Annotated in this window: 22 protein-coding genes and 4 pseudogenes; 20 read left to right on the top strand and 6 right to left on the bottom strand. The window is 71.8% G+C overall.

Annotation, left to right across the window (positions count from 1 at the left end; genetic code table 11):
• The first annotated feature begins 62 nt into the window (after window positions 1-62).
• The 7 genes from MTP10_RS21730 to nhaA all read left to right on the top strand — a co-directional run bounded on the left by MTP10_RS21730 (window position 63) and on the right by nhaA (window position 9,376).
• Complete coding sequence (locus MTP10_RS21730; protein ID WP_310711357.1) at window positions 63-152, top strand: K(+)-transporting ATPase subunit F; 90 nt, start codon at window positions 63-65, stop codon at window positions 150-152.
• Complete coding sequence (kdpA, locus tag MTP10_RS21725) at window positions 152-1,816, top strand: potassium-transporting ATPase subunit KdpA (RefSeq protein WP_310711356.1); 1,665 nt, start codon at window positions 152-154, stop codon at window positions 1,814-1,816. The genes MTP10_RS21730 and kdpA overlap by 1 nt, the downstream gene beginning before the upstream one ends.
• On the top strand, window positions 1,813-3,930 hold the full coding sequence (kdpB, locus tag MTP10_RS21720; protein WP_310711355.1) for a potassium-transporting ATPase subunit KdpB: 2,118 nt from the start codon (window positions 1,813-1,815) through the stop codon (window positions 3,928-3,930). The genes kdpA and kdpB overlap by 4 nt, the downstream gene beginning before the upstream one ends.
• Window positions 3,927-4,781 (top strand): potassium-transporting ATPase subunit C, encoded by an 855-nt coding sequence (locus tag MTP10_RS21715; RefSeq protein WP_310711354.1) that lies wholly within the window; start codon window positions 3,927-3,929, stop codon window positions 4,779-4,781. Before kdpB ends, MTP10_RS21715 begins: the two co-directional genes overlap by 4 nt.
• Window positions 4,782-4,787: 6 nt before the next feature.
• Entirely contained in the window at window positions 4,788-7,334 is a 2,547-nt protein-coding gene (locus tag MTP10_RS21710; RefSeq protein ID WP_310711353.1) for a DUF4118 domain-containing protein, read from the top strand.
• Window positions 7,331-7,999, top strand: coding sequence for a response regulator (locus tag MTP10_RS21705; RefSeq protein WP_310711352.1), 669 nt, complete (start codon window positions 7,331-7,333; stop codon window positions 7,997-7,999). Before MTP10_RS21710 ends, MTP10_RS21705 begins: the two co-directional genes overlap by 4 nt.
• Before the next feature lie 96 nt (window positions 8,000-8,095).
• Entirely contained in the window at window positions 8,096-9,376 is a 1,281-nt protein-coding gene (nhaA, locus tag MTP10_RS21700; RefSeq protein WP_397334487.1) for a Na+/H+ antiporter NhaA, read from the top strand.
• A gap of 117 nt (window positions 9,377-9,493) precedes the next feature.
• On the opposite strand, the gene MTP10_RS21695 is transcribed toward nhaA, so the two are convergent.
• Window positions 9,494-9,970 (bottom strand): type II toxin-antitoxin system PemK/MazF family toxin, encoded by a 477-nt coding sequence (locus MTP10_RS21695; RefSeq protein ID WP_310711351.1) that lies wholly within the window; start codon window positions 9,968-9,970, stop codon window positions 9,494-9,496.
• 226 nt (window positions 9,971-10,196) lie between these two features.
• Here MTP10_RS21695 and MTP10_RS21690 point away from each other — a divergent pair.
• Window positions 10,197-10,403, top strand: a pseudogene (locus tag MTP10_RS21690) (IS701 family transposase); the annotation flags it as partial.
• A 111-nt stretch (window positions 10,404-10,514) separates the two neighbouring features.
• On the opposite strand, the gene MTP10_RS21685 reads toward MTP10_RS21690, so the two are convergent.
• Complete coding sequence (locus tag MTP10_RS21685; RefSeq protein ID WP_310711349.1) at window positions 10,515-11,285, bottom strand: SDR family oxidoreductase; 771 nt, start codon at window positions 11,283-11,285, stop codon at window positions 10,515-10,517.
• A gap of 249 nt (window positions 11,286-11,534) precedes the next feature.
• On the opposite strand from MTP10_RS21685, the gene MTP10_RS21680 reads away from it, so the two are divergent.
• The 3 genes from MTP10_RS21680 to MTP10_RS21670 are packed head-to-tail and all read left to right on the top strand — an operon-like array spanning window position 11,535 to window position 14,632.
• Window positions 11,535-12,413 (top strand): VOC family protein, encoded by an 879-nt coding sequence (locus MTP10_RS21680; RefSeq protein ID WP_310711348.1) that lies wholly within the window; start codon window positions 11,535-11,537, stop codon window positions 12,411-12,413.
• Window positions 12,414-12,416: 3 nt separating this feature from the next.
• The gene (locus MTP10_RS21675) at window positions 12,417-13,646 is read left to right on the top strand and encodes a carboxylesterase family protein (protein WP_310711347.1); all 1,230 of its coding nucleotides are present in this window, start codon (window positions 12,417-12,419) and stop codon (window positions 13,644-13,646) included.
• 5 nt (window positions 13,647-13,651) lie between these two features.
• Window positions 13,652-14,632, top strand: coding sequence for an Lrp/AsnC family transcriptional regulator (locus MTP10_RS21670; protein WP_310711346.1), 981 nt, complete (start codon window positions 13,652-13,654; stop codon window positions 14,630-14,632).
• A gap of 167 nt (window positions 14,633-14,799) precedes the next feature.
• Here MTP10_RS21670 and MTP10_RS21665 read toward each other — a convergent pair whose 3' ends face one another.
• Window positions 14,800-15,186: a hypothetical protein gene (locus MTP10_RS21665; protein ID WP_310711345.1), complete on the bottom strand. Its 387-nt coding sequence runs from the start codon at window positions 15,184-15,186 to the stop codon at window positions 14,800-14,802.
• A gap of 277 nt (window positions 15,187-15,463) precedes the next feature.
• Between MTP10_RS21665 and MTP10_RS21660 the strand changes: the two genes are divergently transcribed.
• Complete coding sequence (locus MTP10_RS21660; protein ID WP_310711344.1) at window positions 15,464-16,645, top strand: low temperature requirement protein A; 1,182 nt, start codon at window positions 15,464-15,466, stop codon at window positions 16,643-16,645.
• A gap of 41 nt (window positions 16,646-16,686) precedes the next feature.
• Here the strand turns inward: MTP10_RS21660 and MTP10_RS21655 are convergent, their stop codons facing one another.
• The gene (locus MTP10_RS21655) at window positions 16,687-17,070 is read right to left on the bottom strand and encodes a tautomerase family protein (protein ID WP_310711343.1); all 384 of its coding nucleotides are present in this window, start codon (window positions 17,068-17,070) and stop codon (window positions 16,687-16,689) included.
• An 83-nt stretch (window positions 17,071-17,153) separates the two neighbouring features.
• On the opposite strand from MTP10_RS21655, the gene MTP10_RS21650 reads away from it, so the two are divergent.
• Both MTP10_RS21650 and MTP10_RS42000 read left to right on the top strand, forming a co-directional pair.
• The gene (locus MTP10_RS21650) at window positions 17,154-17,654 is read left to right on the top strand and encodes a MarR family winged helix-turn-helix transcriptional regulator (protein ID WP_310711342.1); all 501 of its coding nucleotides are present in this window, start codon (window positions 17,154-17,156) and stop codon (window positions 17,652-17,654) included.
• Between the two features lie 7 nt (window positions 17,655-17,661).
• A pseudogene (locus MTP10_RS42000) lies at window positions 17,662-17,967 on the top strand (IS5/IS1182 family transposase); the annotation flags it as partial.
• Between the two features lie 95 nt (window positions 17,968-18,062).
• On the opposite strand, the gene MTP10_RS21640 reads toward MTP10_RS42000, so the two are convergent.
• Window positions 18,063-19,526, bottom strand: a complete 1,464-nt coding sequence (locus tag MTP10_RS21640) for a serine hydrolase domain-containing protein (RefSeq protein ID WP_310711338.1) — start codon at window positions 19,524-19,526, stop codon at window positions 18,063-18,065.
• 375 nt (window positions 19,527-19,901) lie between these two features.
• On the opposite strand from MTP10_RS21640, the gene MTP10_RS21635 reads away from it, so the two are divergent.
• Window positions 19,902-20,639, top strand: coding sequence for a TetR/AcrR family transcriptional regulator (locus MTP10_RS21635; protein ID WP_310711337.1), 738 nt, complete (start codon window positions 19,902-19,904; stop codon window positions 20,637-20,639).
• Between the two features lie 237 nt (window positions 20,640-20,876).
• On the opposite strand, the gene MTP10_RS21630 is transcribed toward MTP10_RS21635, so the two are convergent.
• Entirely contained in the window at window positions 20,877-21,725 is an 849-nt protein-coding gene (locus MTP10_RS21630) for an SDR family oxidoreductase (RefSeq protein WP_310711336.1), read from the bottom strand.
• An 82-nt stretch (window positions 21,726-21,807) separates the two neighbouring features.
• Here MTP10_RS21630 and MTP10_RS21625 point away from each other — a divergent pair, with 82 nt between their 5' ends.
• The 5 genes and pseudogenes from MTP10_RS21625 to MTP10_RS21610 all read left to right on the top strand — a co-directional run bounded on the left by MTP10_RS21625 (window position 21,808) and on the right by MTP10_RS21610 (window position 25,504).
• The gene (locus tag MTP10_RS21625; protein WP_310711335.1) at window positions 21,808-22,746 is read left to right on the top strand and encodes an AraC family transcriptional regulator; all 939 of its coding nucleotides are present in this window, start codon (window positions 21,808-21,810) and stop codon (window positions 22,744-22,746) included.
• A 220-nt stretch (window positions 22,747-22,966) separates the two neighbouring features.
• Complete coding sequence (locus tag MTP10_RS21620; RefSeq protein WP_310711334.1) at window positions 22,967-23,917, top strand: alpha/beta fold hydrolase; 951 nt, start codon at window positions 22,967-22,969, stop codon at window positions 23,915-23,917.
• Between the two features lie 5 nt (window positions 23,918-23,922).
• A pseudogene (locus MTP10_RS41995) lies at window positions 23,923-24,201 on the top strand (alpha/beta fold hydrolase); the annotation flags it as partial.
• A 20-nt stretch (window positions 24,202-24,221) separates the two neighbouring features.
• Window positions 24,222-24,806: pseudogene (locus MTP10_RS21615) on the top strand (alpha/beta fold hydrolase); the annotation flags it as partial.
• Window positions 24,807-24,940: 134 nt separating this feature from the next.
• Complete coding sequence (locus MTP10_RS21610; RefSeq protein WP_310711333.1) at window positions 24,941-25,504, top strand: dihydrofolate reductase family protein; 564 nt, start codon at window positions 24,941-24,943, stop codon at window positions 25,502-25,504.
• The last annotated feature ends 192 nt before the right edge of the window (window positions 25,505-25,696 follow it).

Below are 25,696 nucleotides of genomic sequence, written 5' to 3'. Positions count from 1 at the left end.
CTGGCCCTGGTGATCGCGGTCTTCGTGGTCCTGGGCCTGGCCGTCAAGGCGGTGGAGCGGCTGTGAACGCCGTCAACGCCGCGGGGCTGGCGCTGGCCGCCGTCCTGGTGGTGCTCATGGTCGTGGCCCTGCTGTTCCCGGAGCGCTTCTGATGCCCTCGTCCCTGGCCGGGATCGTGTTCATCGCCTCGATCCTGCTCGCCCTGGCGATCTGCTACCGGCCGCTCGGCGACTACATGTACCGGGTCTACACCGGCACCAGGCACTCGCGGGCCGAGCTGGCGTTCTACCGGCTGGCAGGCGTCAAGCCGGACGGCGAGCAGCGCTGGGCCGTCTACGCGCGCAGCGTGCTCGCGTTCTCGGTCGTCTCGATCCTGTTCCTGTACGGCCTGCAACGCCTCCAGAACCACCTGCCGCTGAGCCTCGGCATGAAGCCGGTGGCCCCCGACCTGGCCTGGAACACCGCTGTCAGCTTCGTGACGAACACGAACTGGCAGGCGTACCCGGGCGAGTCCACGATGGGCCACGTCGTGCAGACGGCCGGTCTGGCCGTGCAGAACTTCGTCTCGGCGGCCGTCGGCCTGGCGGTCGCGATCGCGCTGGTGCGCGGCTTCGCCAGGAACAGCAGCGACAGCCTGGGCAACTTCTGGGTGGACCTGGTACGCGGCACCGTCAGGATCCTGCTGCCCATCGCCTTCGTGGCCGCGCTGGCGCTGGTGGCCGGCGGCGCGATCCAGACGTTCGGCGACCATGTCTCCTGGGCCACGCTGACGGGCGGGCAGCAGACGTTCACCCCGGCCGCCGCGGCGTCGCAGGAGGCGATCAAGGACCTGGGCACCAACGGCGGCGGCATCTTCAACGCCAACTCGGCCCACCCGTTCGAGAACCCGACGGCCTGGACGAACTGGATCCAGATCCTCCTCCTGCTGCTCATCGCCTCCTGCCTGCCGCGCACGTTCGGCCGCATGGTGGGCGACGACAGGCAGGGCTACGCGATCGCGGCGGTGATGGCGACCCTGTTCGCCGGGAGCGTGGCCGTGACCACCTGGGCGGAGCAGAGCGCGGGTGGCACGGTGCCGCAGGCGATCGGCGCCGCCATGGAGGGCAGGGAGGCCCGCTTCGGCGTCCCGGACTCGGCCCTGTTCGCCTCCGCCACCACGCTGACCAGCACCGGCTCGGTGAACTCCTTCCACGACTCCTACACCGCGCTCGGCGGCGGCATGCTGATCTTCAACATGCTGCTCGGGGAGGTGGCGCCCGGCGGCGTCGGGGCCGGCCTGTACGGCATCCTGGTGCTCGCGGTGGTCACCGTGTTCGTGGCCGGGCTCATGGTCGGCCGCACCCCCGAGTACCTGGGCAAGCGCATCGGCGCCCGTGAGATCAAGCTCGCCTCGCTGTACTTCCTGGTGACCCCGGTGCTGGTCCTGACCGGCACGGCCGTGGCCATGGCCACTCCGGTGGGCAGGTCGGCGATGCTCAACACCGGCCCGCACGGCTTCTCGGAGATCCTGTACGCCTACACCTCCGCCTCCAACAACAACGGCTCCGCGTTCGCCGGCGTGAGCGTCGACACGGTCTTCCACAACACGACGCTCGGCCTCTGCATGGCGCTGGGCCGCTTCCTGCCGATCGTGCTGGTGCTGGCGCTGGCCGGCTCGCTGGCCGGGCAGGCGCCGGTCCCCGTCTCGGCCGGGACGCTGCCCACGCACCGGCCGCAGTTCGCCGGCATGCTCGTCGGCGTCACGGTCATCCTCGTCGCCCTGACCTTCCTGCCCGCGCTGGCACTGGGGCCGCTGGCGGAAGGGATCCAGCGATGACCGCGAACCCCGCCGGCGCCGGACGCGCCCTGGCCGGCCGTCAGCCCGCCAAGGGCGGCGGCCTGTTCGACCCGCGCCAGCTGCTGAGGTCGCTGCCGGACGCGCTGCGCAAGCTCAGCCCCGCCACCATGTGGCGCAACCCGGTCATGTTCATCGTGGAGGTCGGCGCCGCCTTCACCACGGTGCTCGCCGTGGTCACGCCGTCGTCGTTCGCCTGGGCCGTGGTCGTGTGGCTGTGGCTGACCGTCGTGTTCGCCAACCTGGCCGAGGCCGTCGCGGAGGGGCGCGGCAAGGCCCAGGCCGCCACGCTCCGCGCCGCCAAGCGCGACACCGTGGCCCGCCGCCTGGCGAGCCCGGAGGCCTCCGAGTGGGAGAGCGTCGCCGCGCCCGAGCTGCGGCAGGGCGACCTGGTCGTGGTCGAGGCCGGGGAGGTCGTCCCCGGCGACGGCGACGTGGTCGAGGGCATCGCCAGCGTGGACGAGTCGGCCATCACCGGCGAGTCCGCGCCCGTGATCCGCGAGTCGGGCGGCGACCGGTCGGCGGTCACCGGCGGCACCAAGGTCCTGTCCGACCGCATCGTCGTCAAGATCACCCAGAGGCCGGGCGAGAGCTTCGTGGACCGGATGATCGCCCTGGTGGAGGGCGCCAACCGGCAGAAGACGCCCAACGAGATCGCACTGAACATCCTGCTGGCCGCGCTGACGATCATCTTTCTGGTGGTCACGGTGTCCATGCAGCCGCTGGCCATCTACGCCAAGGCCGTCAACCCCGGCGTCCCCGACTCGATCGCGCTCGACGGCGACGGCGTCACCGGGATCGTGCTGGTGTCGCTGGTGGTCTGCCTCATCCCGACCACCATCGGGGCGTTGCTGTCGGCCATCGGCATCGCCGGCATGGACCGGCTCGTCCAGCGCAACGTGCTCGCCATGAGCGGCCGGGCGGTCGAGGCGGCCGGCGACGTCTCCACGCTGCTGCTGGACAAGACCGGCACGATCACGCTCGGCAACCGGCAGGCGGCGGAGTTCGTCCCGGTGCCCGGGGTGTCGGAGCTGGAGCTGGCGCGCGCCGCGCAGCTGTCCAGCCTCGCCGACGAGACCCCCGAGGGCCGTTCGATCGTCGTGTTCGCCAAGCAGGCGTACGGCCTGCGCGAGCGGGCCCCCGGCGAGCTGGCCCGCGCCCACTGGGTGCCGTTCACCGCCCAGACCCGCATGTCGGGCGTGGATCTGGACGGGCAACAGATCCGCAAGGGCGCGGCCACCGCGGTCATGAAGTGGGTGCGCGACCACGGCGGCCACCCCACCGACCAGATCGGCCACCTCGTGGACGGCATCTCCGCGAGCGGCGGCACCCCGCTGGTCGTCGCGGAGCAGGGCCGGGTGCTCGGCGTCGTCCACCTCAAGGACATGGTCAAGCACGGCATGCGCGAGCGGTTCGACGAGATGCGCCGCATGGGCATCCGCACCGTCATGATCACAGGCGACAACCCGCTGACCGCCAGGGCCATCGCCGAGGAGGCCGGGGTGGACGACTTCCTCGCCGAGGCCACGCCCGAGGACAAGCTGGCCCTCATCAGGAAGGAGCAGGCGGGCGGGCGGCTGGTCGCCATGACCGGCGACGGCACCAACGACGCCCCCGCGCTGGCCCAGTCGGACGTCGGAGTGGCCATGAACACCGGCACCTCCGCCGCCAAGGAGGCCGGCAACATGGTCGACCTCGACTCCGACCCGACCAAGCTCATCGAGATCGTGGAGATCGGCAAGCAGCTGCTCATCACCCGGGGCGCGCTGACCACGTTCTCCATCGCCAACGACATAGCCAAGTACTTCGCGATCGTGCCCGCGATGTTCGCCGCCGTCTACCCGGGCCTGGACCTGCTCAACGTCATGCGGCTGGCCAGCCCGCAGTCGGCGGTGCTGTCCGCGGTGATCTTCAACGCGCTCGTCATCGTGGCGCTCATCCCGCTCGCGCTGCGCGGCGTGCGCTACCGGCCGGCCGGCGCGTCCCGGCTGCTCAGCCGCAACCTGGCCGTGTACGGCCTGGGCGGCATCGTGGTGCCGTTCGCCGGCATCAAGCTCATCGACCTGCTCGTCCAGCTCCTACCGGGGATGTCATGAACCGCCTGCCAGGCCCGCTCCGCCGCCTCCTCGCGGCGCTGCGCGCGCTGCTCGTCCTGACGCTGGTGACCGGCGTCGTCTATCCGCTCGCGGTCACCGGCCTGGCCCGGCTCCTGCCGGGCCGGGCGGACGGCTCCCTCGTGCAGCGCGACGGCCGGACCGTGGGCAGCGCCCTGGTCGGCCAGTCCTTCACCGACGCCGCCGGCCACCCGGTCAGGACGTACTTCCAGAGCCGCCCGTCCGCCGCGGGCGACGGCTACGACCCGCTCGCGACCGGCGCGAGCAACCTCGGACCGGAGGACGTCGTGGACGTCCTGCCCGCGCCCGGTGAGAAGGGCAGGACGTCGCTGCTGACGCAGGTGTGCGCCCGCTCCAGGGCGGCCGGTGAGCTGGAGGGCGTCTCCGGGGCGCGGCCGTACTGCACCCCCGACGGCGTGGGGGCCGTGCTGAAGGTGTTCCCGGCCGTCGGCGTCCCGGTCCGCGCCGTCAGCGTCAACCAGGTCTGTCCGGCCACGCCGTTCCTCGCCGCGTACCGGGGGGTCAAGGTCGAGTGCGCCAGGCCGGGCGAGGACTACGCGGCCGGCCGCACCGTCCCGGTCCGCGGGAGCGTCACCCGCGCCGAGGTGCCCGCCGACGCGGTGACGGCCTCCGGCTCCGGGCTCGACCCGCACATCTCGGTGGCGTACGCCGAGGTGCAGGCGCCGCGCGTGGCCAAGGAGCGCGGCCTGCCGCTCCGGCGGGTGGAGGAGCTGATCAGGCGGCACACCACCGGTCGTAGCCTGGGCTTCATGGGCGAGCCGGTCGTGAACGTGCTGGAGCTCAACCTGGCGCTCGACCGGCCGAGGGGGTGAGGAGCGGTGCCACGGGGACGGCTGCGGGTCTACCTGGGCGCGGCTCCCGGCGTCGGCAAGACGTACGCGATGCTCTGCGAGGGCCGCCGCGCGATGGCGCGCGGCCGGGACGTCGTCGTCGGGTACGTCGAGACGCACGGCCGCGCCCTCACCGCCGAGCTGCTGGACGGCATGGAGGTCGTCCCCCGCCGGACCCTGGTCCACCGCGGCGCGGAGTTCACCGAGCTGGACGTCGACGCGGTCGTCGCCCGCCGCCCCCGCGTCGCGCTGGTGGACGAGCTGGCCCACACCAACGTGCCCGGCTCCCGCAACGCCAAGCGGTGGCAGGACGTGGACGAGCTGCTCGACGCCGGCATCGACGTGGTCTCCACGGTCAACATCCAGCACCTGGAGTCGCTCAACGACGTCGTCCGCGACATCACCGGCGTGCCGCAGCGCGAGACCGTACCGGACGAGGTGGTGCGCAGGGCCGACCAGGTCGAGCTGGTGGACATGTCACCCGAGGCGCTGCGCCGCCGGATGGCCCACGGCAACGTCTACGCGCCCGAGAAGGTGGACGCGGCGCTGTCGAACTACTTCCGCGTCGGCAACCTCACCGCGCTGCGGGAGCTGGCGCTGCTGTGGGTCGCCGGGAAGGTGGACGAGCAGCTCGACCGCTACCGCGCCGACCACGGCATCGAGGGCACGTGGGAGGCGCGCGAGCGGGTCGTGGTCGCCCTGACCGGCGGTCCGGAGGGCGACACCCTGGTACGGCGGGCCGCCCGCATCGCCGGCCGTACCAAGGGAGCCGACCTGCTGGCCCTGCACGTGACCACCGGCGACGGGCTGACCGGCGCCGACCCCGCGCACCTGGCCCGGCAGCGGACGCTGGTGGAGAGCATGGGCGGCACCTACCACCAGGTCGTCGGCGACGACGTGCCCCGCGCCCTGCTGGACTTCGCCCGGGGCGTCAACGCCACCCAGCTCGTACTGGGGGCCTCGCGGCGTGGCCGCTTCGCCCAGCTCCTGTCGCCGGGGGTGGGGGTGACGACCACGGCCCTGTCGGGCCCCATCGACGTCCACATGATCACTCACGAGCGGGCCAGCAAGGGCCGCCGCCCGTCCCGGAGCGGGGCGGCGCTGACGCGGCGGCGCCGGCTGCTCGGCTGGGCGATGACCGCCCTCGGCCTGCCCGTCCTCACGGCCGTCCTGCACGGGCTGCGCGACACGCTGGGGCTGCCGAGCCAGATCCTGCTGTTCCAGATGTGGGTGATCGCGGTGGCGCTCGTCGGCGGGCTGTGGCCGGCGATGGGCGCGGCCGTCGGCGGGTTCCTGCTGCTCAACTACTTCTTCACCAACCCCTACCGGACCCTGCTCGTCTCCGACCCTGAGGCGCTGCTGGCGCTGATGGTGTTCGTCGTGGTCGCCGCCGCGGTCAGCGCGATCGTGGACGTGGCCGCCCGCCGCACGCGGGAGGCGGCCCGCGCCGGCGCCGACGCCGAGCTGCTGTCCACGCTGGCCGGTCACGTGCTGCGCGGCGACTCCGCGCTGCCCTCGCTGCTGGGACGGCTGCGCGAGACGTTCGGCCTGTCCTCCGTCACGCTCCTCGAACGAGCCGGCGAGCCCACCCCCGACGACCAGGCGCAGCCCGAGGCGTGGCACATCGTCGCCACCTCCGGGGGCCGCCCCGCCACCTGCCCGGGCGTCGCCGACACCGACGTGGCCGTGGACGACCGCCTCGTCCTGGCCGCCCGCGGCCGGCTGCTCGACGCGGCCGACCGCCGGGTGCTGGAGGCGTTCGCCGCCGAGGCCGCCGTCGCGCTGCGCCAGGAACGGCTGCGCGAGCAGGCCGCCCGCGCCGAGCCGCTGGCCGAGGCCGACCGGATGCGCACCGCACTGCTCGCCGCCGTCAGCCACGACCTGCGCACCCCCCTTGCCTCGGCCAAGGCGGCCGTCGAGAGCCTGCGCGGCACCGAGATCGACTGGTCGCCCGAGGACCGCGCGGAGCTGCTGGCCACCGCCGACGAGTCGCTGACCACGCTGGACCGGCTCGTCGCGAACCTGCTCGACATGAGCCGCCTGCAGGCCGGCGCGCTCGGGCTGTCCCTCCAGCCGGTGGCGCTGGACGAGGTCGTGCCGCTGGCCGTCGACGAGCTCGGGCCGCTCGCCCGCCGCGTCGAGGACACCATCTCCTTCGAGCTGCCCGAGGTCCTCACCGACCCGGCGCTGCTGGAGCGCATCCTCGTCAACCTCGTCTCCAACGCCGTCCGCTACAGCCCGCCCGCGGAGAAGGTCCTCGTCACCGCCAGCAGCCACGGCGAGCAGGTGCAGATCCGCGTCGTCGACCGCGGCCCCGGCGTGCCGCGCGACGCGCACGACCGGATGTTCCTGCCGTTCCAGCGGCTCGGCGACCGCGACAACCACACCGGTCCCGGCCTGGGCCTGGCCCTGTCCCGTGGCCTGGCCGAGGCCATGGGCGGCACGCTGGTCCCCGACGAGACGCCCGGCGGTGGCCTGACCATGGTCCTCACCCTGCCCGCGTGCCTGCCCCCGCCCCCTCCGGAGCTGCCATGACCCGCATCCTCATCGTGGACGACGAGCCGCAGATTCTCCGGGCGCTGCGGATCAACCTCGCCGCCCGCCACTACGAGGTGGCCGTCGCCGCCGACGGCGCCTCGGCGCTGCGCCAGGCCGCCGACTGGCGCCCCGACCTGGTGATCCTCGACCTGGGCCTGCCGGACCTCGACGGCGTGGACGTCATCCACGGCCTGCGCGGGTGGACCTCGCTGCCGATCCTCGTGCTGTCGGGACGGGCGGGCAGCGCCGACAAGGTGGAGGCCCTGGACGCGGGGGCCGACGACTACGTCACCAAGCCGTTCGCCGTGGACGAGCTGCTCGCCCGCATCCGCGCCGCCACCCGCCGGGCCGGCGGCCACGAGCCGGAGGCCACCTCGGTCGCTGTCGGCGACCACGTCGTGGACCTGGTGGCCAAGCGGGTCTCCGGCGGGGTGCGGCTGACGCCGACCGAGTGGCGCATGGTGGAGCTGCTGCTGCGCAACCCCGACCGGCTGATCAGTCAGCGCCAGATGCTGGCCGAGGTGTGGGGTGGCGCCCACGTCAAGGAGACGCACTACCTGCGCCAGTACATGGCCCAGCTGCGCAAGAAGCTCGAACGCGACCCGGCCCGCCCCGTCCACCTGCTGACCGAGCCGGGCATGGGCTACCGCTTCAAGCCCTGATCCGCATGTTTGCTGCCTCTTTGGGTAAGATTGCCGCTGGTGTGCCGGGAAGTCTGGTCGGCTTGTTCTACAGCCGACCCTTCCCAGGAGCTCTCCTTGACCCGCAGGCCGCCGTCCTCCTCCCGTGTCCTGCGCCTGTTCGGCCGCGGCTCACGGGCCGAGTCCCGCCGCATCGCCGACGTCCTGCGCACCGAGACCATCGGCGGCGCGCTCCTGCTCGCCGGCGCCCTGCTCGGCCTGGTGTGGGCCAACTCACCGTGGGGTGGAGCCTACGAGGCGCTGCGGTCGTTCCGGGTCGGGCCCGCCGCCCTTCACCTGGACCTCAGCCTGGCCGCCTGGGCGGCCGACGGCCTGCTGGCGATCTTCTTCTTCGTGGCCGGCCTGGAGCTCAAGCGCGAGTTCACGGCCGGTGACCTGCGCGACCCGCGGCGCGCGGCGGTCCCCGTCGCCGCCGCCATGGGCGGCGTGCTCGTCCCCGCCGTCGCGTACCTGGTCACGACCTCCGTCGCCGGCGCCGCCGACGCCGCGCAGGGATGGGCGATCCCGACCGCCACCGACATCGCCTTCGCGCTGGCGGTGCTCGCGGTGATCGGCCGGCATCTGCCGGCCGCGCTGCGCACGTTCCTGCTCACCCTGGCCGTGGTGGATGACCTGCTCGCCATCGTGATCATCGCGGTGTTCTACACCGAACGGCTCGCGCCGCTCCCGCTGCTCGGCGCCGCCGTGCCGCTGGCCGTCTTCGCCCTCCTCGTACGGCGGGACGTGCGCGCCTGGTGGCTGCTGCTGCCGCTGGCGGCGCTCACCTGGGCCCTGGTGCACGCCTCCGGCGTTCACGCCACGGTGGCCGGAGTGCTGCTCGCCTTCACCGTTCCCACCTCTTCCACCGGCCGCCGGGCCGGGGCGACCGCCCCGGCGGAGCACTTCGAGCACCGGTTCAGGCCGTTGTCGGCGGGGGTGGCCGTGCCGGTGTTCGCGTTCCTGTCGGCGGGGGTGGCGATCGGCGGGCCGGACGGGCTGGTCCGGACGATGGCCGACCCGGTCGCCCTCGGCGTCGCCGCCGGGCTGATCGTCGGCAAGCCGCTGGGCGTCATGGCCGCCACCTGGCTGGTGTCCCGGTTCACGCACGCCGAGCTGGACGAGAGCCTGGCCTGGGTGGACGTGCTGGGGCTGGCGCTGCTGGCCGGCATCGGGTTCACCGTGTCGCTGCTCATCGGCGAGCTGGCCTTCGGCGCAGGCAGCCAGGGCGACGCCCACGTCAAGATCGCCGTGCTCGCCGGCTCGCTGACGGCGGCACTCCTGGCGGCGGTGGTGCTGCGCCTGCGCGACAACGTCTACCGCCGCATCGAGCGGGAGCAGGCGCCTTCCGGCCCGTCCTAGTACTCCAGCCGTAGATCGTGATCTCAATGGTGAGGGGCGTCGAGGCGGCAGATGTCCAGCGTGGATCATCTCGCCCGAGATCGCCCATGCCGTCGCGGGCGTCGGCTCCTTCTCCGTCTACCCGAGTTCACCGCGACGGAGGGCGTCCCTTATCTCGCTGAGCTTCGCGGTCGTTGCCGGGGTCCGCTCCTGTGCTTGTTCAGCGAGTCGGAGGGCATCGTCGATCTCGCTGAGCTTCCTGGAGGACAGGACGGCCGCCCGCTCCATCAGGTCGTCCCGGGACACGGTGGTCAGCCACGTGCACGGGGTGAAGCCTGGACGCGGGAGCGCGAGCCGCAGCACGCCTTCGAGCGGCAGCCCTTCACCGGCGCCGACCGTCACTTCGATGCCCAGACCGCTGATGTCGAGGCCCGCCGGAGCGACGACCTGCATCACCTGGAACCCGGACGCGTCGTCTCCTGACAGCAGTACGACCAACCTCCGCTCGTCGAACTGGACCCACCAGACTTCGCCACGTTGCACGAGCCCTCCGATACACAGGACGGCAGGCAGACGCTGCGCGACCTGACGCGATGTGGAGACGGGTGCGGCCACCGTTGATCATCGGTGTGTGAAGACAAACGATCATGCGGTGGCCGCAGGTCACAGCGTAGACCCTGCCTGCTGGCAGGAGGCGTTCGAGGGCCTGATGAGCCGGATGGCGGGACGCTTCACGCGGGTCGAATCCCGACGCCGGGCCCGGAAGTAGTCACCCACCTCGTCGTGGACCTGGTCGGCATCCCACTTCGCCCTCCCGAGCAGGTGCTGCATGCCGTCCGGGGTCCTCCGCGCGAACGAACACGAGGGTCATCCCTCGCCCGACGAGCTGATACCGCTCACTTGTGACGAGATCCAACGACTGTTCATCACGCTCGTCAACCGGACCGTCTTTGACCCTGTCCACCGACTTCGCTGGTCCGTCTGGCGACGCCGCCACCAGGCCCGATCCCAGGCCAGCCACTACCGGCGTCAAGCCGCTCAAGCATGAAGATCACGACCTACGGCTGTAGTACTAGGCGCGGCTGCTGCGGCGCGGCAGGAGTGGCGGTGGCCTTCAGCGTCTGTCTTCGAACCCGGCCGGGATCTTGCAGTCGTTCACTTACATGTGCGGGCCGAGGAAGCAGCCGCCGGAGGCGTCGATGACCTGCCCGGTGACCCAGCGGCCCGCGTCGGAGGCCAGGAAGCCGACCACGTCGGCGATGTCCTCGGGCTGGCCGACCCGGGGGATCGCGTTGCTGCTCGCGACCATCTTCTGGGCCTGGGGGTTCCCGCGCATCCACGGGTTGGCGTCGGTCTCCGTGGGGCCCGGGGTGACGGTGTTCACGGTGATGCCGCGGGTCCCCACCGCGTTGGCCAGGGTGCGGCCGAAGACGTTCACGGCGGCCTTGCTCATCGCGTACGCCAGTTCCGGTAGCGCGATCCGGGTCGCCGCCGACGACACGTTGATGATGCGGCCGCCGTCGTTCATCAGGGGAAGCGCTCGCTGGGCGATGAACAACGGTGCCTTGGTGTTGACGGCGAACAGCCGGTCGAACTCCGCGGGGCTGATCGACTCGATCGACCCCGGGGCCCCGACGGCGGCGTTGTTGACCACGATGTCCAGCCGCACCCGCCCGGTCCGTTCGCGCAGCCCGGCTTCCAGCCCGGCGAACAGCGTGTCCACGTCGGCGGGAACACCCAGCTCCGCCCGGACGGCGAAGGCGTTTCCGCCAGTGTTCTCGATCAAGGAGATGGTCTCCTGGGCGGCCGCCTCATTGGACCCGTAATGCACAACCACCAGCGCGCCGTCGGCTGCCAGCCGCTGCGCGATGGCCCGGCCGATGCCCCGCGAGGCCCCGGTCACCAGCGCCGTCTTACCCCTGAGAGTCATTGCTTCCTGCCCTTCCGTTACGCCTGTCCCGTGCTCTACGTCGGGAAATCTGGCCAAGCGCGCTGACACCACAGTGACAACCCGCTGACAAGTTCGACCACGTGCGCACAATGTCCCGGACCAGAACGGTGACGACTGCGCCTCGATCGCGCGTGGGATTCCATCAGGATGGGGGCCTTGAATGTCGAAAGACGTCGATCTCACCCCGTTGGCTGGAACCGGCGTCTGCCGGGCGGCAGCCTGTCACCCATGATCACTCGGGACATCGACCGGATCGACCACTCCGTCCTCTACACCACCGACATGGACGCCACCGCGGCGGCCTACGAGGCGCTCGGATTCACGCTCAGCCCGCTGTCCATGCACATGGGCTCCGACCGCCCCGGCGGCGAGCGCAGGCCGATGGGCGCCGGCAACCGGTGCGCCCTGTTCGGCCGCACCTACCTCGAACTGCTCGGCCTGTACGGGGACGGCTCGGTCGACCCCTGGAACATCCGCCCGCTCATCGCCCAGTACGAGGGCCTGCACGGGTACTCCTTCGGCTGCACCGACATCGAGACCGCCGAGAAGCGCCTGCGCACGGCCGGCCTGTCCTCCTCCGGAGTGCTGCCGCTGCAGCGGGATGTGGACACCCCTGACGGTGTGCAGAGCGCCCGCTTCGAGGCGGTCCACCTCGACCGGGCGCTCACACCCGAAGGGCTGATCCACGCCGCGTACCACCTGACCCCTGAACTGATCCACCAGCCGCGCTACCTGGAGCACGCCAACGGCGCCACCGGCCTGTACAGCGTGCTGCTCGTGGTCGACGACGCCGACTTGGAGCCCACCGTCGCCCGCTACGCCCTCATCCTGGCCACCGAACCGATGATCGAGGGACCGGTGCACGTGCTGCCCCTGCCGCTGGGCAGGGTGGAGGTCGTCGCGGTGTCCGCCTTCCGCGCGATGATGCCCGGCGAGCCGGTGCCCGCACTGCCGTACATGGCCGGGCAAGCCGTGTCCGTACGTGACGTGCGGGCGGCCCGCGATCTGGTGGAGGGCAACGGGTTCGCCACGGGCGACATACCGGGCGGGTTCTTCGTCGGCGCCGCCCAGGCTCGTGGCGCCGCACTGGCCTTCCTGGAGGTGTGACCGGTGACCGGCCTGATTCACGCACCCGCCGGGACGCTGCGTGGCGTCCCCGCGAACGGCGCGGTCACCACCTTCCTCGGCATCCCCTACGCTCGCGCCGAGCGGTTCGCCGCGCCGCAGCCGACGCGGTGGGACGGCGTGCTGGATGCCGTCCAACCGGGTCTGGCAGCCCCGCAGCCGCGCACGTCGCGGCTCGAACGTGCCCTCGGCCCCGGCAGCGATCTCCGCCAGGGTGAGGACTGCCTGTCACTCAATGTGTGGACACCGGGCGGCAGCGGGTTGCCGGTCCTGGTGTGGCTGCACGGTGGCGGCTTCCTGACCGGTTCCGGTGCCCAGTCCTGGTACGACGGCGCGCTGCTGGCCGAACGTGGCCGGATGGTGGTCGTCACCGTCAACTACCGGCTGGGCGCCTTGGGCTACCTGTATCTGACGCCGCAGTTCCCCCCGGCCAACCTCGGCCTGCTCGACCAGATGGCCGCCCTGCTCTGGGTGAGGGAGAACATCTCGGCCTTCGGCGGTGACCCGGCTCGCGTCACCCTGGCCGGCCAGTCCGCCGGAGCGATGTCCGCGCTGGCGCTGCCCGGCCGTGACGTGTTCGGGCAAGTCATTCTGCAGAGCACACCGGCCGGCGTACAGCCGTACAGCATCGGCGAGGCCGCCGAGATCGGCCAAACGTTCCTGGACGTCCTCGAACTGCGTCCCGGCGACGCCGAACGGCTGCGCACCGTACCGCTCGCCGACCTGCTCGGCGCCCAGGAGCAGGTCGCCCGCCGCATCGCGCAGTCCGGCAGGGTGACGCCGCCCTTCCAACTGGTCGCCGCCGACGGCGTGCCGGCCGACCTGACCACCGGCCCCCGGAAGGAGGTGCCCATGCTGATCGGCACCACCCGGGACGAGGCCCGGGCCTTCTTCCCCCAAGCTGAGGCCGGGCTCACCGCGCGGCTGTTCCGCGACGGCAACCTGCGCCTGGCCGGCCGAGCCCACTCGGCCCACCTCTACCAGTTCGACTGGTCACCGCCGGGCAGCCCGTTCGGCGCCTGTCACTGCATCGAACTGCCGTTCGTCTTCGGCAATCTGCCCGCCTGGCATGCCTCCCCGATGCTGGCCGGCGCGGAACCTGCGCAGCTTGAGCGACTCGTGGCGTACGTGCAGGGCGCCTGGACGGCCTTCGTCCACGACGGCTCGCCCGGCTGGCCCGCCTTCCCTCACGTCGAGCACATCACGCTAGCCTGACCACAGTGACCGCCCCGGTCCTGGACAAGCTCGATCGCGCCATCGTCCACGCCCTGCACGTGGACGGCCGCGCGCCCTTCAGCCGTATCGCGTCGGTGCTGGAGGTGTCCGACCAGACAGTGACACGCCGCTACCACAGGCTCCGCTCCGCAGGGCTGCTGCAGGTCATCGGTCAGGTCCAGGCGCGACGGCTGGGCTGGGCGGAGTGGTTCGTCCGGATCCAGGTCGTGCCCGACGCGGCTGTGCCCATCGCCGAAGCGCTGGCCCGCCGAGCGGACACCTCCTGGGTCAGCCTCACCTCCGGCGGCACCCAGATCGTCTGCGTGGTGCGGGCACGCAGCTTCCGCGAGCGCGATGCGCTGCTGCTGGGCCAGTTGCCCCGCACACCGCGGGTGGTCGGGGTGACGGCGCACTGCCTGCTGCGGGTCTTCGCCGGCGGCCCCACCGGCTGGCACGGCAGAGCCGACTCGCTCACGTGCGAGCAGATCGCCGCGCTGGCCCCGCAGCACGCACCAGGGGCTCAGCGGGAGCGGGTCGTCCTGGACGAAGGCGATGAGCGCCTGCTGGGGGTCCTGGCTCGGGACGGCCGCGCCGGATACCCGGAGCTGGCCCGGGCCACCGGCTGGTCTCCGGCGACGGCCAAGCGCAGGCTGGACCACCTGCGCGACTCCGGCGTGCTGTTCTTCGACGTGGACATCGACCCTCTGCTCCTGGGCTTCGAGATGGTCGCGATCCTCTGGCTGACCGTCGAACCCTCCGCCCTGCGCCACACGGCCCAGGCGGTGGCCGCGCATCCCGAAGTCGCCTTCGCCGCCGCCACCACCGGCCCGACCAACCTGCTGATGTTCGTCGCCTGCCGCGACGCCGGCGCGCTCTACGACTACCTCGAGGGCGGCATCGGCAGCCTGCCAGGAGTGCGGCACATCGAAAGCGCCCCGGTCATCCGAGACAGCAAACGAGCCGGCACAGCCAGAACGGCAACGTAGCCAGCGCCACGGGTCCACCGACCGTCGCCATCCATTTCCGATCTTCGATCCTCATACGTCCGACCGTACGGGTCACCATCTGTCCAAGCGCTCACGTCGCGAAAGCCGGCAGACGCCGCCGGCATCCTGGACAACCAGCTCGGCAGCCGCTCGGCCAGGAGAGGGCTTCACGTCGCGGCCCTGACGCCCCCGGTGGAGCCGTTCGTGGTGCCGGCCGGGGCGCGGTCGAGGCGGCCGGTCCAGACGCGGCCGAGCTGGAGCATGCTGCCGCCGAACATCAGCACGCCGATCGGCACGTGCAGGACCTTGGCGTGCGCCATGCCGAGCGCCGCCTGCACGAGCGTCAACACCAGCATTCCCGCCGCCGGCATGATGACGGCGAGCCGTCGCGTCATGATGGCCGCCACCAGGTGCAGCAGCACCGTGACGACGACCGCGACCGCGGACGCGCCGTGCAGCTCGCGCCCACCGGGTGAGGACAGCAGCAGGCCGGCCGTGACCGCCTGGACGAGCAGCGCGAGGGTCTGCAGCAGCATCGCGACACGTAGGAACACGGGGTCTCCTCCGGGGAGTGCGGGAGTGTGGGCGGCGTGCCGCCCGTGACGACCGCCATCGTCCCGCTCGGCCGGTCGCCGCGCGTCCGGCCAGGGGAGGCTTCCGTGCCTACCCCGAGGGGGGCAGCGGGGCCGTCCCGGTTACGCCGCCGGGAGTAGCCGGCCGTACACCGGCACGACGACCTGGGACGGCGACGCGTGGACGATCTCCCGACCCCTACGATGAGCTGTCATTGGCGACATAACGAATTCGCCTGCGCGTTTGTGGAGGAAACCAGTGCCAGCGCCGATCCTTCGCCCCCGCGGCGAGGCCGCCCGGGTCATGCCGGTCGAGCTGTTCTTCGATCTTGTGTACGTGTTCGCCATCACCCAGCTCTCCCACCTGCTCCTCAACCACCTCGACACGGCCGGGGCGGCGCAGACGCTGCTGCTGACGCTGGCCGTGTGGTGGGCCTGGATGTACACCACCTGGACCACGAACTACTGCGACCCCGACCACCCGGCCCTGCGGCTGACACTGACCGGGGCCATGCTGGCCGGGCTGGTCATGGCGGCGGCGCTGCCGCAGGCGTTCGGCCCGCGGGCCTGGTGGTTCGCCGGCGCGTACGTGGCGCTCCAGGTGGGGCGGACGATCGTGGTGACGGTGGCGGCCCGCGCGTTCCCGATCGGGCGGACGTTCCGGCTGGTCCTGGCCTACCACGCGGTCAGCGCGGTGCTCTGGATCGCGGGCGCCGCGCTCGGCGGGACGGCCCAGGCGGTTCTGTGGACGGCCGCCCTGCTCGTGGAGTACGCGGCGCCGTGGCTCGGCTATCGCATACCGATCCTCGGCGGCGTGACCCCTGCCGACTGGACGATCGACGGCGCCCACATGGCCGAGCGCTGCCAGCTCTTCGTCATCATCGCGCTGGGCGAGTCGGTGCTGGTGACCGGCGTGACGCTGGCCGAGCATCCGCACCTGGACACCGCCACGGTCGCCGCGTTCACCGTCGCGTTCCTCGCCAGCGTGGCGACGTGGTGGGTGTACTTCCACCAGACCGCCGAGAAGGCGGCCGAGGCCACCGCCCGGTCCAGCGACACCGGGCGGCTCGGCAGGTCCGCGTACACCTACATCCACATCCCCATGGTCGCCGGGATCATCGTGGCGGCCGTGGGCGACGAGCTGGTGATCGCGCACCCGCTCGACGGGGTCTCCGCCGGCACGGCCCTGACGGTGCTGGGCGGTCCGGCGCTGTTCCTGGCGGGGCACGCGCTGTTCCAGAAGGCCGTGTTCGGGCGGGTGCCGGCCAACCGCGTCGCGGGGATCGGCGTCCTGGCGGCGGCCGGGCTGCTCGTGGCGCTCGCGCCCGGTCTCGTGCCGCCGCTGGTGCTGGCGGTCGTCGCCGCACTGGTGCTCGCCGCGGTCGCCGCGACCGACATGGTCCGCGGCCGGTCCCGCGCCACGGCCGGCCTCGCCTCCTGAACCCCGGCCCGCTGCCGGCCGGCTCCTGACTCCCCCGGCGGTCAGACCGGCTCGCCGGCGACTCCCGAGCGCCCCGCGGGGACGCCCACGAGCAGCACGGTCGCGCGTGGCCGCACGGACTCACCGAAGACTTCCGCAAGGGCGTCGGTGATGGCGGCGATCAGCCGGGCGGGGACGTCGCCGAGCCCGGGAACGGTGAACGCCCCCTCGCGGAGGTTCAGCGTCACGACCGGCGCCGTCTCCTCGGCCGGCTCGCCGCCGATCCCCCAGCGGCGCTGCGGGATGCCGAACAGGTCCACGACGGCCAGCGACCGCAGCCGCTCGCCGAACACGGCACCGACCGCGTCGGTCAGCGCCCGGATGAGCTTGGGCTCCACGTCACCGTCGAGCGCCTCCTCGCGGATCTGCACGTGGAAGTGCGGCATGGTAGGTCTCCGTTCATTGAGTACGGCATAAAGCTTTGCACACAAAACATATTTTACTCCAAAGCTAAAAGAGGGGATCTGCCATGTCAACCGACGGACGGCGCCGGCAGGGCGGCGAGGAGGCGCCGGGGCCCGGGGTCGACGACGCCATCCGGGCGATGTTGCTGCTCATGCCGCGCATGGTGGGGCGCGCCAAGCGGATCCAGGTCCCCGAGGAGCTGCGGTCGCTCGCGCTGGCGCCGCGGCACCTCTCGCTGCTGTCGTACCTGCTGTTCGACGGGCCCATGACCGTGAACGACCTGGCCGCGCGCCTGGAGGTCGCTCCGACGACCGTCAGCCTCATGGTGGGCGAGCTGAGCCGCAAGGGCGTCCTGGAGCGACGCGAGGACGAGGCCGACCGGCGCCGCCGCATCGTCAGCATCACCGACGCCCGGCGGCCCGCCATCGCCGGCTGGCTGGCACCGGGAGCGGCGGCCTGGCGACACGCCCTCGAACCCCTGACGCCCGCCGAGCGACGCCTGTTCATCGACACCTTGCGCGCGTACGAGGCGGCGATCGCCGACGACGACCGCGATCCCGCCTAGAAGATCACTGATCGCCGCCATCCGGCGGGTGATCAGCCACGGGCCCGGCGCCGCGCAGGCCGCCGCCGACGGTTGCACCGCCCATGACCACGGCGATCCGGGCAAGCCACGCATCGCCTGGGACGATGGGCAAGCCCGTGCCGCGCTGGTGGATGCCCTGGTCGCCGACCGCCATCCGGCTGCTCGCCGGCCTGCCGAGCAGCCCTTGGACGACCAAGCCGCCACTGCGGTGGGCCTGCTCGCTCTGGTCGCCGGCCAGGACGTGGAACCGGCCGAGGACTCCGACGGCCGGGACGGACGCCGGCGCATCGCGACGCTGGGCGTAGTGCTCCAGGTAGCGGGTGAGGGTGAGCGGGCTGTCCGGTGGCCCGCATCGCCTCCGCCAGGTCGTACGCCTGCTCGCCGGCGTCAGGCGATCTTGGGGGTGGCGCGCATGCCGACGTACACGCAGGCCGTGCCGTCGGCCAGGGTGGAGAAGACGACGGGCATGTAGTCCTCGCTGAAGGACGGGCCCGCCCCCGTGGCCGCGAAGACGGTCCGGGTCACCGGGAGCAGCTCCATGTCCAGGGGCGGGGACATGTCCTTCATGTCGTCCACGAACTCGTAACGCATGCGCAGGCCGTCACCGTCGTCATCACCGGCGCCTCCGCTGTCCTGGCTGACGGTGATGACGACACCGGCGCGCCGGTAGGTGCCGAGCAGCGGGGTGACGTCCACGGTGGGGGGTTCGGCGGGCGGGCCGAAGGGGGCGGGCATGGTGACGCCGGCGAGTTCGGCGAGCAGGTCGCGGAACAGGTCGGCGTACAGGAGCCGGGCGCTGCCGCCGTTGGTCAGCAGGACCAGGGCGAGGCCGGCGTGCGGGACGACGCGCAGGTAGGCGTACTGGCCGATGGCGGCGCCGTCGTGGCCGTAGCCGGGCACGCCGTTCCAGTCGTAGAGGGTCCAGCCGAGGCCCCAGCCGTCGGCGGAGACGGTCCACTTGTCGGGCACGTCGGTCTCGCGGCGCTGCATGGCGGCGACCGCCTCGGCCGACAGCACCGGGCCGCCGCCGGCCAGGTGCATGGCGGCCAGGCGGGCCATGTCGCCGGCCGAGGTGATGACGCGGCCGGCGGGGCCGGCCGAGCGCGGCATGAGGTCCCAGGCGGGGGCCGGGTCGGGGTCGGCGCCGGGCTCGCCCAGGTGGCTCATCGCGGCCGGGAAGCGCAGCGCCTCCTCCGGCAGCGTCATCGAGCGCTCCAGGCCGAGCGGGGTGAACAGCAGGTCCTTGAGTGCCTGGTCCCAGGTGCGGCCGGTGAGGACCTCGATGAGGCGGCCCAGCACGATGTAGCCGAGCCCGCCGTAGGAGATCGCGGTGCCGGGCGGGCAGTCCAGCGGCACGTCCCGGGCGGCCTCGACGTAGCGGGCCAGGCAGTCGTCACCGCGCCCGCCGTCGTAATTGAAGTCGTTGGTGACGCCGCCGGTGTGCGACAGGAGCTGGCGGACGGTGATCTTCCGGGTGGCCACGGGGTCAGGGGTGGCGAACTCGGGCAGGACGTCGGCCACCCGGGTGTCCAGCGTCAGCCGGCCCTCGTCGATCAGCCGCATCACCAGGGTGGCCGTGTAGACCTTGGCGATCGAGCCGGACAGGAACACCGAGTCGGTCGTCACCTCCACGCCGGTGCCCCGGTGCAGCACGCCGCTCGCCAGCTCGTGCACCCGCCCGTTGACCAGCACCGCCAGCGACGCGCCCGGCACGTGGTGCCGCCGGCGCAGCTCGTCGAAGCGCGCCTGCCAGCGGGCCAGGTCAAAGGTCTGCCCCTGCGAGCCGGCACTCCCCCAGTCGCCGCCGGCCGTCCAGCCACCCTGCTCGGTCCACTGCACGTTCGTCGCCATGCTTCCTCCTGTACGTTGTCCCCTCGATGCGCACACTGTACGCACATTGGAGCAGCGTACGCAATCGCGCACGGTTGTACCGTCGAGGCGGTCAGCAGACATGAGGCACCACCCGGCGGCGGTGCGGCGGTCCAGCCGGACAGCTTCGCGGCTTGACGGCTCTGCGGCCCAGCCATGCAGCGATACGGCCGTGCGATCGTGCGGCGGTACGGCCGCCGTGCGGCATGGCGGCTGCCGGCGAACGTGCAACGCACGTGCGCGTTCTCGGCGCACGACGCACTTGGGCGAGCTTGCGATGCTGACAGGATGGGATCACTGTACGCATGCTGCGAACGTCGTACGCTACCATGGGCGTCCCGCAACGAGGAGACCTGTATGCCAGCCGAGAAGCAGCCCATTCCCTCGGTATGGGCTCGCCCGCGTCGCAAGCGGGAGCAGCCCTCGCTGAGTCGCGACCGGATCGTGTCCGAGGCCATCCAACTCCTGGACACCGAGGGCATCGACGCCCTGAGCATGCGCAGCCTCGGCGCCCGGCTCGGCGCCGGAGCCACGTCTCTCTATCGGCACGTGGCCAACAAGGACGAGCTGATCGAGCTGGTCGTGGACGAGATCTACGGCGAGGTACGGGTGCCCGCCGCCGACCCCGCACGCTGGCGGGCGGCCGTCACCGAATCCGCCCACAGCCTGCGCTCGATGGTGCTGCGTCATCCCTGGGTCGCCTCCGTGCTCGGCCAGGTCGGGCTCGCCTATCTCGGGCCCAACCTGATGCGGCAGTCGGAGCGCATGCTCACCCTGTTCAAAGCGGCGGGCTTCGCCGTCGACGAAGCCGATCGGGCCATGAAACTGCTCATCGCCTACGTCATCGGGATGACCACCAGCGAGGCTGCCTACCTGTCGGTGCTCGCCCGCAGCGGCCAGAACGAACAGGACTGGCTCGAGAGCCTGCGACCGACCACCGAACAGGCCCTGCAGGACTACCCGCTCCTGCGCGACGGGCGCGCCGCGGAGCAGATCGAGGATCCGGAGCAGATCCGCGCAGAGTCCTTCGTCTACGGCGTCGAGCGCATCCTTGATGGCTTGGAGACCAGGCTCGGCCGCACTCCCGCCCGTTGAGACACGGCCGGAGGGCGACGGCCCGGTTCGGTGGACACCTGATCTCTGGGGAACCCTGGTTCCCGGTAGAAGGAGTCTGCTGTGCCGAACAACTATCCGCCGCAGCTGCGCCGGCAGATGGTGGAGCTGGTGCTGGCGGGACGGACGCCGGAGGAGCCGGCCAAGGTGTTCCAGCCCTCCGCGCTGTCAGCCACAGGCTCACGAACCGCATCCTTCGACGTGGTGAGCGCCGACGACCTATCGGTTGCCGGGCGGGTCCCAGAGTCCCGCGGCGGCGGTCTCGGTGACGTAGTCCTCGAACCGCCTGGCCGGCCGGCCGAGGGCGCGTTCCACGCCGTCGGCGACCTCGGCGTGCCGGCCGTCGCGGACGGCCGTGAGCAGGCCGGTGAGCAGCCGCGCGACGTCTGCCGGGACGCCACCCGCGACCTGGCGTTCGACGAAGACCTCGGGGGCGACGTCGACGTGACGGACCGTACGCCCGGTGGCCTCGGCGATGAGGCCGGTCGCCTCACCGACGGAGATCGCCCGCGGACCGGTCAGCTCGTAGAGCCGGCCGGCGTGGCGGTCGTCGGTCAGCGCCGACACCGCGACCTCGGCGATGTCGTCCGCGTCGACGAACGGCGTGCGCCCGTCACCGGTGGGCAGGTACAAGCTTCCCTCCAGAACCCCGCGCAGCCAGAACGCCTCGCTGAAGTTCTGCGAGAACCAGGTCGGCCGCAGGATGGTCCACTCGACGCCGGAGTCCCGGACGGCCCGCTCGGCGGGCTTGAGGGGATGCCGGTCGTCGGCGTCGACGCCGGGGGCCGACAGCAGCACCAGCCGCCCCACGCCCGCGGCGACCGCCTGGGCCACGAACCGTGGGAGGCGCGCCTGGCCCTCCGCGCTCGGCTGCAGGCCGGGCGTCATGAGGTAGGCGGTGCCGACGCCGTCGAGCGCGGGTCCCCAGGTGGCCGGGTCGTCCAGGTCGAAGGAGACGTCGCCACCCGTACGGGACGCCGTCCGGACCGGCCGGCCGGAGGACTTGAGGCGCCGGGCGATGCGGCGACCGGTCTTGCCGGTGCCGCCGAGAATGAGGATGTTCTGCACAGCTTCCAGAGAACTCCATCGGCCGCAGACGATCCATGGGTGAACGTCGCCGATACATTTGTGATCGTCTACCATGCGCGGCATGGATGTCCTGAGCGATCTGCTGCATCGGGCCCGTACCAGGAGCGCGATGGTGCGGCAGCTGGTTCAGCGGCCGCCGTGGTCGATGACCTTCGCCGACGTTCCTCCTCTCACGATCGTGGCCACGCTCGGCGGCCGCGCGTCGATCCGGCTCGACGACGACGCCGTGCCGCTGCTCCTGGGCGCCGGCGACATCGCCCTCATCAGCGCCACCGGCCGGTACACGATCGCCGACGATCCGTCCACCCCGCCCCAGGTCGTGGTACGCGGGGGGAGGAAATACGCCGTCGGCGGGAACGAGGACGCGGCGGCCGGCCGGAGCCTGGCGCCGCGCACCTACGGCGACGGTCTGCCCGGGGCCACGACCATGCTCCGCGGCGCGTACGAGCTCCGCGGCGACGTGGGCGAACGCCTGCTGGACGTGCTCCCGCCGCTGGCCGTCGTGCCCGCCGGGCCGCGGACCCGGGCGGCGCTGGATCTGCTCACCACCGAGGCCGCCTGTGACGAGCCCGGCCAGGACGCCGTCCTCGACCGGCTGCTGGACCTCGTGCTCGTGCTGGCGTTGCGGGCCTGGTGCGCCAGGCCCGAGCCGGGGCTCCCCGCCTGGTACCGGGCACTGGGCGACCCCGCCGTCGGAGACGCGCTGCGCCTGCTGCACGAGGATCCCGCCCACCGGTGGACGGTCGCCGCGCTGGCCGCGAAAGTCGGCATGTCCCGCGCCGCCTTCGCCGCCCGCTTCACCGGCCTGGTCGGCGAGCCCCCGCTCACCTACCTCACCAACTGGCGGATGACCTTGGGGGCGGACCTGCTCCGTGACACCGAGGCGACCGTCGCCGCCGTGGCCCGCACGGTCGGGTACGAGGACGCCTTCGCCTTCAGCGTGGCGTTCAAGCGCGCCCGCGGCGTGAGCCCCTCGATCTGGCGCCGAGGGACGCGCTGACCCCGGCTCGGTGCTGCCACTCAGCCGTGAGCGTCACGAAAGCCAGTCGGGATCGTGCCTTCGTGCCCGCCTGGCCTGGGCGAGCCGACCGACCGGAACATTCGTACAAGATACCGGCGCGCACCGACGGCGACAGTAGGCCCATGATTATCTCCCCGGGGCTCGACGACCCCGCTGTTTCGACGACGCCGGCCTGCGCTTTCCGCTCCGGCAGGATGACGTGAGCAGCCCCGCACGGCGCCGGCGGCGCCTCTTGATCGCCTCGGCTGTCCTCCTCGTCGTCGTCGGGTTGCTTCTCGTGAACGCGGCGGTGGTGACGCGGCAGAGCGCCGAGGCCAGTGGGAATCCGACCCTGCCTCTCGACGGCGGGAACATCTACGTCCGCCAGGACGGCCCCCCGGATGCCCCGGCACTCGTACTGATCCACGGGCTCGCCGCGTCGACCCGGTCGTGGGACGCGCTCGTTCCGCTGCTGGCCACCTCCCATCGCGTCATCCGGATCGACCTGCTCGGACACGGCCGGTCGGCCAAACCGGCCGGCGGCGGCTACGGGATGCCGGAGCAGGGGCGCCGGGTCGGTGAGGCGATGGACCGGCTCGGGGTCAAGCACGCCGCAGTGGTCGGCCATTCCACCGGTGGCGCGGTCGCCACCGCTCTGGCCGAGCAGCGCCCCGACCTGGTGACCTCGCTCGTGCTCATCGACACCGCGCCCCGTCTGGCCGCCGCCGTCTCAAGCGGCGGCGTCGGCGGGCTCCTGTACACCCCCGTCATCGGCCAGCTGCTGTGGCGGCTTCGGACCGACAGCCTGATTCGCAACGCCGCGAGCACCGCGTTCAGCCGTCGCGGCTACGAGGTCCCGCAGGCGGTCGTGGACGATGCGCGCGGCATGACCTACCACGCCCTCATCGCGACAACGCAGACCGGCGACGACTATGTGAATCAGCGCTCGCTCCCCGATCGGCTGATTCCCCTTGGCAAGCCGCTACTGGTGATCTTCGGTGCGGAGGACCGGAGGTGGCGATCCTCCTCCGCTGCCGAATACCGCGCCGTTCCGGGCGCGAAGGTCGAGTTGCTCCCCGGCGTTGGCCACTCGCCCATCATGGAGGACCCCCCGCGGACCGCCGCGCTTCTTCTGGCCTTCACCGCGAGCCACACCGTCCAGTCGCACTGAACGACATGAAGCGCCCATGGCGGGACCGGCCTGTGGTGCGTGGATCCGGCCTGTGTTCTCAAGCCGTACGTGTATGCCCGACAACCTTCGCCCAGGACAGGGAGATCGCGATGCCACACACCAGCTCGGACATCTACTGGGAGGAACACGGCCAGGGCCCGCTGACACTTGTCATGCTGCCGGGATTCGGCGCCTCGGCTGAGTCCATGACCGGGATCGCGCGGCACCTGAGCGGGTTCCGCGTCCTGATCTTCGACTTGCCCGGACATGGTCAGTCCGTACGCGCGCCGGCGGACGGGAGCCTGCCACGCTGGCCGGGACCCTGCACGACGCGATCAACGACGCGGGCGTCGGCACTTACTGCCTGGTCGGCTATTCCCTGGGTGGTGCGATCGCGGTGCGTATCGCGCTTGACCACCCGGATGAGGTGCGTGCGCTGATCGGTGTCGTTCCGTGGAACGCCGCGGGGACGACTGCCGGGGACGAGGTGATCGCCGGCTTCGATGCCGCGTACGGCAATGTCGAGGCCCTCACGCAAGCAGTGGCGGCAATCTCCCTGGACCCGTCGAAGACCTCAAGTCTGACGAGCAGCATGCTGACCGTCACCGAACAGATGTGGCACGGCTGGCTGGCCGGCGGTGCGCTGACAAGCCAGGCCGGCGAGCTGCCTGAGATACGCATACCGACCTGCTACATACTCGGGGGAAAGGACGTCGTCGTAGATCAAGCCAAGCAGCTTGACGACGTGCGGCGCATCCCTGGAAGCCGCGCGGTCCTGCTGAGCGAGCTTGGACATCTGTGCGGTCTCGAGACGCCCGACGTCGTCGCGAACGAGATTTCGAGCTTCCTGGAGACGGAGATACGCGCCGATCCAGCCGGAAGTCGTTGAGAGGCCAGGACAACAAGCGAGTGCGCGGTGAGCCCGATCCGGCGATCACCGCCAGGGTTCGTCGCACGCACCGATCAGGTTTCCGCGCCGTGTCCGTCTGTACGTGTGAGATCGACTCACGGAAGGCTGGCACGATGCGGAAACTGATCTTCGGCATGAACCTGAGCCTGGACGGCTACATCGCCGCTCCCGGCGACGACCTCGGCTGGAGCGTACCGAGCGACGAGCTGTTCCAGTGGTGGTCCGACCGGGTGGCGGCGACCGGCCTGGCGCTGTACGGGCGCAAACTGTGGGAGGCGATGAGCTCCCACTGGCCGACCGCCGACCAGCAGCCCGGCGCCACACCGGCGGAGATCGAGTACGCCCGCCGCTGGCGGGACATGCCGAAGGTGGTGTTCTCCTCGACGACCAGCACGGTCGACTGGAACACCCGCCTGGTCACCGGCGACGCGGTCACCGAGATCACCCGGCTCAAGGCCGAAGACGGCGGCCCCATGGACATCTGCGGCGCCACACTTGCCGCAGCGGCCATGCGGGCCGGGCTGATCGACGAGTACGTGCTGGTCACCGCACCGGTCTTGCTGGGCGGCGGCACGCCGTTCTTCACGGCCCTGGACAGCTGGGTGAACCTGAACCTGGTGGAGACGCGGACGTTTCCCGGCGGCGTGGTACTGACCCGATACGAGACGAGGCGATGAGCACGGGCCAGATGCTCGGCTCGTGAGGCCAGGTCAAAATCCTTCCTGGTGTGCTCACCGTGACCCTCGGCCATGAGGGAACCTTCCCCGGGCCCTTCCTCGCGTTCCACGTGAGCTGTTGACGACTTGGTGGAGATGCGGGCGACGGCGTCGTTGATCGTGACGCGATGATCTTCCGGGGCATGAAGATGC

Source organism: Nonomuraea sp. 3-1Str, assembly GCF_031570565.1.
Taxonomy (GTDB): domain Bacteria; phylum Actinomycetota; class Actinomycetes; order Streptosporangiales; family Streptosporangiaceae; genus Nonomuraea.
The sequence above is the reverse complement of the archived record's forward strand: the minus strand, read 5'-3'. Positions and strand labels throughout refer to the sequence as shown.

Excerpts from the sequence above, each read along its gene's own strand:
- kdpA (WP_310711356.1), top strand. The coding sequence starts at position 152 with ATGCCCTCGTCCCTGGCCGGGATCGTGTTCATCGCCTCGATCCTGCTC.
- kdpB (WP_310711355.1), top strand. The coding sequence starts at position 1,813 with ATGACCGCGAACCCCGCCGGCGCCGGACGCGCCCTGGCCGGCCGTCAG.
- MTP10_RS21715 (WP_310711354.1), top strand. The coding sequence starts at position 3,927 with ATGAACCGCCTGCCAGGCCCGCTCCGCCGCCTCCTCGCGGCGCTGCGC.
- MTP10_RS21705 (WP_310711352.1), top strand. The coding sequence starts at position 7,331 with ATGACCCGCATCCTCATCGTGGACGACGAGCCGCAGATTCTCCGGGCG.
- MTP10_RS21685 (WP_310711349.1), bottom strand. The coding sequence starts at position 11,285 with ATGACTCTCAGGGGTAAGACGGCGCTGGTGACCGGGGCCTCGCGGGGC.
- MTP10_RS21680 (WP_310711348.1), top strand. The coding sequence starts at position 11,535 with ATGATCACTCGGGACATCGACCGGATCGACCACTCCGTCCTCTACACC.
- MTP10_RS21655 (WP_310711343.1), bottom strand. The coding sequence starts at position 17,070 with ATGCCGCACTTCCACGTGCAGATCCGCGAGGAGGCGCTCGACGGTGAC.
- MTP10_RS21650 (WP_310711342.1), top strand. The coding sequence starts at position 17,154 with ATGTCAACCGACGGACGGCGCCGGCAGGGCGGCGAGGAGGCGCCGGGG.
- MTP10_RS21640 (WP_310711338.1), bottom strand. The coding sequence starts at position 19,526 with ATGGCGACGAACGTGCAGTGGACCGAGCAGGGTGGCTGGACGGCCGGC.
- MTP10_RS21635 (WP_310711337.1), top strand. The coding sequence starts at position 19,902 with ATGCCAGCCGAGAAGCAGCCCATTCCCTCGGTATGGGCTCGCCCGCGT.
- MTP10_RS21625 (WP_310711335.1), top strand. The coding sequence starts at position 21,808 with ATGGATGTCCTGAGCGATCTGCTGCATCGGGCCCGTACCAGGAGCGCG.
- MTP10_RS21610 (WP_310711333.1), top strand. The coding sequence starts at position 24,941 with ATGCGGAAACTGATCTTCGGCATGAACCTGAGCCTGGACGGCTACATC.